The following is a 9,576-nucleotide window of genomic DNA, read 5'->3' on the forward strand; positions in this document are numbered from 1 at the left end:
ACCGAACAGCTGGCCGCCATCGTCGCGCGCATCCAGACTGCCGCGGTCAGCATCAACGCCGCCGCCAGCGAGATCGCCACCGGCAACGACGATCTGTCGCGCCGCACCGAGCAGCAGGCGGCCAGCCTCGAGGAAACCGCCGCGTCGATGGAAGAGCTGACCTCCACGGTCAAGCAGAACGCCGAACGTGCGCGCCAGGCCAACCAACTGGCCGCAGGCGCGGCCTCGGTCGCCTCGCAGGGCGGCGACGTGGTCGGCCAGGTCGTGCAGACCATGAGCGGCATCGAAGCGTCCTCGAAGAAGATCGGCGACATCATTTCGGTGATCGACGGCATCGCCTTCCAGACCAACATCCTGGCGCTCAACGCCGCGGTGGAAGCGGCGCGTGCCGGCGAGCAGGGCCGCGGCTTCGCCGTGGTGGCCACCGAAGTGCGCACCCTCGCCCAGCGCTCGGCCAACGCTGCCAAGGAGATCAAGACGCTGATCGACGAGTCGGTCGGCCGCGTCGCCGAAGGCTCGGCCCTGGTCGAGCGCGCCGGCACCACCATGCAGGAGATTGTGACCTCGGTGCAGCACGTCACCGACATCATGGGCGAGATCGCGGTCGCCTCGCAGGAGCAGTCGTCCGGCATCGAGCAGGTCAACCGCACCGTCACCCAGATGGACGAGAGCACCCAGCAGAACGCCGCGCTGGTGGAGGAAGCCACCGCCGCCGCGCGTTCGATGGAGGAGCAGGCCGGCCACCTGCGGCAGGCCGTGGCGGTGTTCAAGGTGCAGGCGGCGGCATCCTCGGTGCGTGCGCCGGCGGTACCGGCCGCGCGCAGGCCGACACACGCGGCCGCCTGAGTCCAGGCGCGCGGATCGCGCCACCCAGGCTCGGCCTGTCACGCCCCGGCCGGCGCACACCGCGCCGCCGGAACAACGACCCAATTGCCGATCGGCCGCGGAACGCCTCCGCGGCCGATTGCGTTTCCAGGCCTGCGCGGCAGCCTTTTTTCGAAAACCCCACACCAGCGTCGTTACCACGGCGTGAAATGTGATGAATACGACCTTAAGGATCGACAGGTGCTGTCGATAACGTGAACAGCCGGTGAGTGCCGGCGTCGCGCTGGCCGGTTTCCAATGCAGGCACTATCCACCACGACGCCCCGTTGGGGAGGTTTCACTCGCCTGCCATGGGGGCTGTTGCTGCTGGTGCTCTGGAGCATCTGGGCGGCAAGCCAACTGGTAGCGCTCGCCAGCCCGCCGCCGGCCGACAGCGCCGAGGCCATTCGCGCGCGCCTGCTGGCCTTTGCGCCCGCCATCGACGCTGCCGACGGGCAGCCCGTGGCGTTCCGCCTGCGCGTGGCCGGCTGCGAGTGCGCCGCGCCTGCGGCGCTCGCACTGCCAGGGATGCGCAGCGTGGACCTGCGCGCCCGGCTGGCGCCGCCGTCCCTGCCCTATGCGCTGATCGTCCTCGATGCGCAGTCCCGCCTGATCTATGCCGGCCCGGCACAGCTGGCCGGATGCGGCACGTCCATCGCCGCCGCGTCGCTGCTGCCGCGGCTGCTCGCCACCGGCGGCGCTTCGCCGCTGATCTCTCCCGCCCAGTGCGGATGTCCCACCGACTCCAAGGAATCCCTCTCATGAGCGCCTCGCCTACCCAAGGCAGCTTTCTCGTCGGCAACGAGCGCTACGTCTACCTGCAGAAACTGGCGGCGCAGGCCGACCGGCTGTTCGTGGTCGTCGCGGTCCTGGCCACCCTCGCCAGCCTGGCCGCCGCCTGGCATCAGGGCGCGTGGACGCCGTGGCTGGCGGTCAGCCTGCCGACCCTGGCCGTCATCGCCCTGCAGGTGAAGCTGCATCCGGGCAGCCTGCTGAGCCGCTGCACCGTGGCCTTGGGCCTGATGGTGCTGGCCGCGGCGCTGATCCAGCAGGCCGGCGGCATGATCGAAGTGCACTTCGGCGTCATCCTGCTGATCGCGCTGCTGCTGTACTACCGCGACTGGCGGCCGATCATGGTCGCGGCCGCCGCGATCGCCGTGCATCACGTGCTGTTCTTCTGGCTGCAGCACCGCGGCCTGCCGGTGCGGGTATTCACCGCCGAGGCCGGGATCGGCATCCTGGCGATCCATGCGCTGTACGTGGCGGTGGAAGCGGCGATCCTGGTGCCGATGGCGGTGCAGATGCGCCGGCAACTGCTGGACGTGGGCCACGACCCGCACGCCCTGGCCCAGGCCGCGCGCGCCATCGCCCAGCAACAGCCGCTGTCGGCCGCGATCCGCGAACTGGACCTGCCGGAAGGCTCCATCGCCCACACCCTGGTGGCCGCCAACGCGCAGCTGCTGCGCAGCCGCGAGCAGGACAGCGAGGCCCAGCGCGAGACCCAGCGCATCCGCAGCGCGCTGGACGATGTCACCACCAACGTCATGATCGCCGATGCCGACCGCCGCATCGTCTACGTCAACCGCCCGCTGCTGCAGATGCTCAGCGAGGTGCAGGAAGACCTGCGCCGCGACCTGCCGCAGTTCGATGCCAGCGCATTGCTGGGCAAGACCATCGACGTGTTCCACCGCCATCCCGAACACCAGGCGCGCATGCTCGCCGAGCTGACCGGCACGCACCGCGCGCAGATCCGCGTCGGCGGCCACACCATGCGCCTGATCGTCAATCCGGTGACCGACGCGACCGGCAACCGCCTCGGCTTCGTGGTGGAATGGGCCGACCGCACCGACGAAGTGGCGGTGGAAGAGGAGATCGCCGGCATCGTGCGTGGCGCGGTCGCCGGCGACCTCGGCGGACGCATCCGTCTGGACGACAAGCACGGCTTCCTGCTGCAGTTGGGCGAGCAGATCAACGCCATGCTCGCCGCCAGCGCCTCCGGCCTGGGCCACATCCAGCAGATGCTGCGCGCGCTGGCCGAGGGCGACCTGTCGCGGCGCATCGACGCCGACCTGCAGGGCGTGTACGCGAACATGAAGGACGATGCCAACGCCACCGCCGAGCAGCTGTCGGCGATCGTGCGGCAGATCCAGGGCGCCTCGGACGCGATCAACACCGCCGCCGGCGAGATCGCCGCCGGCAACGACGATCTGTCGCGCCGGACCGAACAACAGGCCGCCAGCCTCGAAGAAACCGCCGCCTCGATGGAGGAACTGACCTCCACCGTCAAGCAGAACGCCGAGCATGCGCACCAGGCCAACCAGTTGGCGGTCGGCGCCGCGGCGGTCGCCTCGCAGGGCGGCAGCGTGGTCGGCAAGGTGGTCACCACGATGAGCGGCATCGAAGCCTCGTCGAAGAAGATCGCCGACATCATCAGCGTGATCGACGGCATCGCCTTCCAGACCAACATCCTGGCGCTCAACGCGGCGGTCGAGGCCGCGCGTGCCGGCGAGCAGGGCCGTGGCTTCGCCGTGGTCGCCAGCGAGGTGCGCGTGCTGGCGCAGCGTTCGTCCAACGCCGCCAAGGAGATCAAGGGCCTGATCGACGATTCGGTGACCCGTGTGGCCGAAGGCTCGGCCCTGGTCGACCAGGCCGGCCGCACCATGCAGGACATCGTGTCCTCGGTCCAGCGCGTCACCGACATCATGCGCGACATCGCCTCGGCCTCGCAGGAACAGTCGGCCGGCATCGAACAGGTCAACCAGACCGTCGTGCAGATGGACGAGGCGACCCAGCAGAATGCCGCCCTGGTCGAGGAAGCCAGCGCCAGCGCCCGGTCGATGGAACACGAGGCGGGCGAACTGGCACGGGCCGTGGCATCCTTCACCCTGGAGCAGCGCCCGCCGTCGAACGCGGTCGCCACTGGCGGCAACGTGCAGCCGGTCTACAAAAAAGTCCAGCTCAGCCGATAGCATGCGTGGGGCGGCCCGACGCGGTGCCGCCCCACCCACCTCCAGTACCCACTCTCCACCATGGCCGAAGGCACTCCCAGCGACTCCCCTGTCCCGACTTCGCCGGAAGAAGAAGTGGAGGACGACCGTTTCCTGCTGACCAAGCCGCGACAGATCCGCCAGTTGCTGCAGTCGCTGATCCAGCAGCGTTCGCAGGTCAGCGCGCACGTGGGCGGTCGCGACCAGGCCTTCTCGACCGCGTTGCTGGACCTGGACGAGGACAGCGTGCTGCTGGACCTGAGCGTCAACGAGGCCTCCAACCGCGCCGCCGAGCAGGCCGAGTACCTGCTGTGCTTCGCCCAACTGGACAAGGTGCGGGTGCGTTTCCGCATCGAAAGCCCGCAGCGCACCGACGACAACGGCCAGCCGGGCCTGCGCGCGCCGCTGCCGGAATCGCTCTACTACCTGCAGCGGCGCGAGCATTTCCGCCTGGAGACCCCGATCACCGATTCGCCGTTGTGCGTGCTTCGCATCGACGACGATGCCGGCCAGGTCGAACTGAAACTGCGCGTGGTGGACATCAGCGGCGGCGGCCTGGCGGTGGCGCTGGTACAGGGCCAGCCGATGCCGCAGCTGCAGCAGAGCTATCCGAACTGCGTGCTGCAGCTGCCCGATGCCGACGCCATCCGGCTGACCCTGCAGGTCTGCAACATGTATGTCTCCAAGCTCGCCAACGGCCAGGACACCCTGCGCGTGGGCATGCGCTTCCAGGACCTGCCGCGCGGTGCCGACGCGGCGATCCAGCGCTACGTGTTCCGCATCGAGCGCCAGCGCAGCGCCCGCAAGAGCGGCGTGCTTTCCTGAACGCCGCAAGCGGCCGGCCGATCCAGGTCTAAAGTTCGCCGTGGCCGCGCCGATCTAGCATCAGAGTCGCGCTTTCCCACCCACGCCACCACCCGCAATCCCGTGCGCACCAGGAGCACACGATGAACGACAAGACCACCTCCAATTCCGACGCCACCGGCGGCGAATTCCTCAGCTTCACCCTCGGCGAAGAACACTACGGCGTGGATATCCTCAAGGTGCAGGAAATCCGCGGCTACGACTCGGTCACCCGGGTCCCGGACGCCCCCGAGTACATTAAGGGCGTGATCAACCTGCGCGGCACCATCGTCCCGGTGATCGACCTGCGCCTGAAGCTGCGTCTGAAGGAAGCGCGCTACGACGCCTTCACCGTGATGATCGTGCTCAACGTCGAGAACCGCGTGGTCGGCATCGTGGTGGACAGCGTCTCCGACGTGATCCCGCTGAACGAAGAGCAGATCCGCCCGACCCCCGAGTTCGGCGCCGCGGTCGACACCCGCTTCATCTCGGGCATCGGCACCCAGGACGACAAGATGTTGATCCTGCTGGATATCGAGACCCTGCTCGACAGCGCCGAGTTCGGCCAGCAGCACGCCCACGTCGACGAGGCCGCCTGACCCCCGGCCGCTGCGGCGGCCGCCCGGCTGTAGACGAAACCCGCCGCAAGGCGGGTTTTTATTTGAAATGCGAACTGTTTATCACTTGGGCGAATCAAGTTAACCGGTTTCACGCCGATAGCTGAAGAGTGGCCGGCATCACACGGCCCTCACTTCAGCCCCCGTCCCCAAGGAGTCGTTCCATGAAACCGAGCTTTCCCATGCTGCTGGTCCTGCTGCTCGCCGCCAGCCCCAGCACCTTCGCCCAGTCCCAGCAGATGATCCCGCCGGAGATGGCTACCCGTTTCGTCGGCAAGGACGGCATGGTCTGCGGCAAGGTCGAGAAAGCCAAGTACGCCCAGAATTCCGAAGGCGAGCCGACCTTCCTGTACATGGGCGGCATGTTCCCGCGCCACACCTTCTCCGCCCGCATCGCCGGCGCCGACCGCAGCAAGTTCGGCTTCGCCCCGGAAACCCTGGAAGGCAAGGACGTGTGCGTGATCGGCAAGATCGAGCGGGACAGCTCGCGTGCCGAAATCCAGGTCAGCGCGCCGTCCAGCCTGAAGCTGGCCACCATCAAGTAAGCCATTGCGCCGCCGTGCTGGACCCGTGCACACGGTCCGGCGCGGCGGCGTTTGCTTTTTTGCCCCTTGTCGTCCCCCTCCGAATTATGGGAAACGCGCTCATGCAGTGGATTAAAGATCTGAAGGTGATGCCCAAACTGATGCTGGCGTTCGGCGTCGTGCTGGCGTTGATGCTGATCCAGGGCGTGGCCGCCTACCGCGGTCTTAACTCGCTCGATGGCGTGACCACGAATGTGTCGTCGCAGGTGGTGCCGAGCGTGCGCACCGGCGGCGAAATGCGCGGCATCCTCGGCGAATATCGCAATTCCGCCTACCAGAGTCTGATCCGCAGCAGCGATGCGCTGAAGAAGGAATCGGCCGCGCGCAAGGTTGCGCTGAAGAAGCAGATGGACCAGATCCTGGCCCAATATCCGCCCAAGATCGGCAGCCCGCAGGAAAAGACCATCTACGACCGTCTGGTCGCCGACTGGAAGAAGGCCAGCGCCTCCTACCAGTCCGTCGACGAAATGCTGCAGCTCGACCTGCACGACGACGCCATCGATACCTTCACCGGCGAGACTCGCACCCTGCACAACAAGGTGGTGGACGACGTCGTCGCCCTGATCGCCGAGAACGATCGCCAGGCCAAGGCCGCGGCCGACACCGCCAGCGGCACCTATCGCAATGCCTCGGCAACCCTGCTGATCTGCCTGCTGATCGGCCTTGGCGCAGCGGTCGGTCTGGCCTTCCTGTTCGGGCGGATGCTCGCCAACAGCGTGCGCGATGCGGTCAAGGTGGCCAGCGACGTCGCCGCCGGCAAGCTCGACGGACATATCGACGCCAACAGCAAGGACGAGATCGGCGAACTGATGCAGGCGCTCAAGCGCATGCAGCAGGACCTGCGCGGGCGCATCGAGCGCGACGCCGCGGTCGCCGCCGAGAACCTGCGCATCCGCACCGCGCTGGACAACTCCTCGACCGGCATGTTCATCGTCGATCTGGACTACAACATCGTCTACGCCAACCCGTCGATGCAGGGCCTCACCGACAAGTACGCCGAGCAGATCCACTCGGTGGCGCCGGCCTTCGATTCGAGCCTGCCGCTGGTCGGCTCGCCGGTGACGGTGCTGGAGTACGGCAACCAGCACGATCCCAAGACCCTGGCGGAACTGGAAAAGAAGGGGGTGATGGAACGCGAGATGGCCTACGTCGACGCGCGCGTCGCCCAGACCATCACCGCCATCCGCGACCAGCACGGCACGCACATCGGCTTTGTCTGCGAATCGCGCGACCGCACCCTGGAAGCGCAGGTCGAGCAGGAAGTGGCCAAGATCGTGCGCGAGGCCGCCGCGGGCGACCTCAGCGGGCGCGTCGGCATCGAAGGCAAGCACGGCTTCTTCCTGCAGCTGGCGCAGCAGCTCAATGGCCTGCTGCAGGCCAACGGCGACAGCATCGGCCAAGTGTCCAGGCTGCTGACCGCGCTGTCGCAGGGCGACCTCACCGCGCGCATGCATGGCGATTTCCAGGGCGTGTTCGCGACCATGCGCGACGACGCCAACGCCACCGCCGAGCAGCTGGCGGCCATCGTCGGCCGCATCCAGCAGGCGGCGAACGCGATCAATGCCGCCGCCGGCGAGATCGCCGCCGGCAACGACGACCTGTCGCGCCGCACCGAGCAGCAGGCGGCGAATCTGGAAGAGACCGCCGCCTCGATGGAGGAACTGACCTCCACCGTGCGCCAGAACGCCGAGCACGCGCGCCAGGCCAACCAGTTGGCCGGCGGCGCCGCCACGGTCGCCTCGCAGGGCGGCAGTGTGGTCGGCCAGGTGGTGCAGACCATGAGCGGGATCGAGGCGTCCTCGAAGAAGATCGCCGACATCATCAGCGTCATCGACGGCATCGCCTTCCAGACCAACATCCTGGCGCTCAACGCCGCCGTGGAAGCCGCACGTGCCGGCGAACAGGGCCGCGGCTTCGCGGTGGTCGCCAGCGAAGTGCGCACCCTCGCCCAGCGCTCGGCCAACGCCGCCAAGGAGATCAAGGGCCTGATCGACGCGTCGGTGAGCCAGGTGGCCAACGGCTCGACCCTGGTGCGCCAGGCCGGCCAGACCATGACCGAAATCGTCGCCTCGGTGCAGCGCGTCACCGACATCATGGGCGAGATCGCCGCCGCCTCGCAGGAGCAGTCGGCCGGCATCGAGCAGGTCAACCAGACCGTCACCCAGATGGACGAGACCACTCAGCAGAATGCCGCGCTGGTCGAAGAAGCCACCGCCGCCGCGCGTTCGATGGAAGAACAGGCCGGCCAGCTGATCGAGGCCGTGTCGATCTTCCGCGTCGAGCAGTCGGCGCAGGCCAGCGCGGTCCACGCGCCGCAGGCCGTGTCCGCGCCGCGGCCGGCAGCGCCGGCGAAGAAGCCTGCGGCCGTCGCCGCCGCCAAGCCGGCGGCGGTGCGTGCCCGCAAGGTCGAGCCGGCCCTGGCCGATTCGGACTGGCAGGAGTTCTGAGACAGGCCCGGCCTGTCGCTGCATCCCCCCATCCCCGGCCTTCGCGCCGGGGATTTTTTTGACCGCCGCGCCAGCGCGAGGATTGTCTACGGATCGGTCGCGCCGCACGCTCAATTTCCCCGTTCCCGGAGCCGTTAAACCTTTGGGAACCTCTCCAAGGATCAGGTCGATGTCGTCTCGCTCGTTGCTCACCCGCCTCTCGGATCTGCCGCTGCGCCGCAAGTTCCTCTGGCAGACCTTGTTGCTGGGTGCCGGCATCGTCCTGCTGGCGGTGATTGCCGCGCGCATGCAGTACCTGGACATCCGCAACACGCGCGAGCAGGCACTGAAGAGCCAGATCGAGCTGGCGCTGGGCGTTGTGCGCGCCTATGCGGCCGAGGTGGACAAGGGCAGCATGCCGCTGGCCGAGGCGCAGCGCACCGCCCTGCGCACCCTGGAATCGATGCGCGCCCGCGACGGCGTGGACTACTTCTACGTGCACGACCTGCACCCGACCATGCTGATGCATCCCACCCGCCACGACCTGGTCGGCAAGGACATCGGCCAGGTGCTCAGTGCCGACGGCAAGCCGATCTTCCGCGAGTTCGTGAAGGTGGCCGAGGCCGGCGGCGGCTACGTCGACTATCTGTGGCCCAAGCCCGGCAGCGACAAGCCGGTCGAAAAAATCTCCTACAACGCCGCGTTCGCGCCCTGGCACTGGGTGATCGGCACCGGCGTGTACATGGACGACGTGCAGGCGCAGGCGCTGGTCTTCACCGGGGTGATGACCCTGGCCGGCGGCATCCTGGTGCTGCTCACCTTCGGCATCAACTGGTTGATCGGCAGTTCGGTGCTGCGACCGGTATCGCGCAGCCTGGAGGCGATCCGCGCGGTGTCGCGCGGCGACCTCAGCGTGCGCATCGACAATCCCGGCCGCGACGAGACCGGCGAGATGCTGCGCGCCACCGGCGAGATGATCCGGATGCTGGAACGCTTCTCCAGCGAGACCGCACGGATGGCCGTGCTGCACGCCGACAAGGACATGTCCCACCGCATGCCGGAGGATTTCCCCGGCGTGTACGGCGACCTGGCTGCGAGCATCAACCGCATGATGTTCGAGCACCTGGACGCGATCGTCGACGCCATCGCGGTGCTCAACGAGTACGCCAACGGCGACCTGCGCCGCGACGCCCGCCGCCTGCCCGGTAGCCGCGCGGTCCTGCACGAGTCGATGGACGCGGCCAAGGCCAGCCTG

At 68.0% G+C, this 9,576-nt stretch carries 8 protein-coding genes; all 8 read left to right on the forward strand.

Features of this window, described 5'->3' with window-relative positions; all coding sequences use genetic code 11:
* Positions 1-846 (forward strand): methyl-accepting chemotaxis protein (locus D183_RS0120035; RefSeq protein WP_017910569.1); only part of this gene is annotated, 846 nt, incomplete at its 5' end.
* Between the two features lie 348 nt (positions 847-1,194).
* Positions 1,195-1,629 carry a hypothetical protein gene (locus tag D183_RS0120040; protein WP_223875754.1) on the forward strand — a complete coding sequence of 145 codons (435 nt, stop codon included), beginning with the start codon at positions 1,195-1,197 and terminating at the stop codon, positions 1,627-1,629.
* The gene (locus D183_RS0120045; RefSeq protein WP_017910571.1) at positions 1,626-3,833 is read left to right on the forward strand and encodes a methyl-accepting chemotaxis protein; all 2,208 of its coding nucleotides are present in this window, start codon (positions 1,626-1,628) and stop codon (positions 3,831-3,833) included. Before D183_RS0120040 ends, D183_RS0120045 begins: the two co-directional genes overlap by 4 nt.
* Before the next feature lie 60 nt (positions 3,834-3,893).
* The gene (locus D183_RS0120050; protein ID WP_026144691.1) at positions 3,894-4,676 is read left to right on the forward strand and encodes a flagellar brake protein; all 783 of its coding nucleotides are present in this window, start codon (positions 3,894-3,896) and stop codon (positions 4,674-4,676) included.
* A 122-nt stretch (positions 4,677-4,798) separates the two neighbouring features.
* Positions 4,799-5,293 carry a chemotaxis protein CheW gene (locus D183_RS0120055; protein WP_017910573.1) on the forward strand — a complete coding sequence of 165 codons (495 nt, stop codon included), beginning with the start codon at positions 4,799-4,801 and terminating at the stop codon, positions 5,291-5,293.
* Between the two features lie 182 nt (positions 5,294-5,475).
* Positions 5,476-5,856 carry a hypothetical protein gene (locus D183_RS0120060; RefSeq protein WP_026143867.1) on the forward strand — a complete coding sequence of 127 codons (381 nt, stop codon included), beginning with the start codon at positions 5,476-5,478 and terminating at the stop codon, positions 5,854-5,856.
* A gap of 101 nt (positions 5,857-5,957) precedes the next feature.
* The gene (locus D183_RS0120065; RefSeq protein ID WP_026144692.1) at positions 5,958-8,342 is read left to right on the forward strand and encodes a methyl-accepting chemotaxis protein; all 2,385 of its coding nucleotides are present in this window, start codon (positions 5,958-5,960) and stop codon (positions 8,340-8,342) included.
* A gap of 169 nt (positions 8,343-8,511) precedes the next feature.
* A partial coding sequence (locus D183_RS0120070; RefSeq protein WP_039728909.1) for a cache domain-containing protein occupies positions 8,512-9,576 on the forward strand: 1,065 nt, incomplete at its 3' end.

This window comes from Xanthomonas sp. SHU 199 (genome assembly GCF_000364665.1).
Taxonomy (GTDB): Bacteria; Pseudomonadota; Gammaproteobacteria; order Xanthomonadales; family Xanthomonadaceae; genus Xanthomonas_A; species Xanthomonas_A sontii.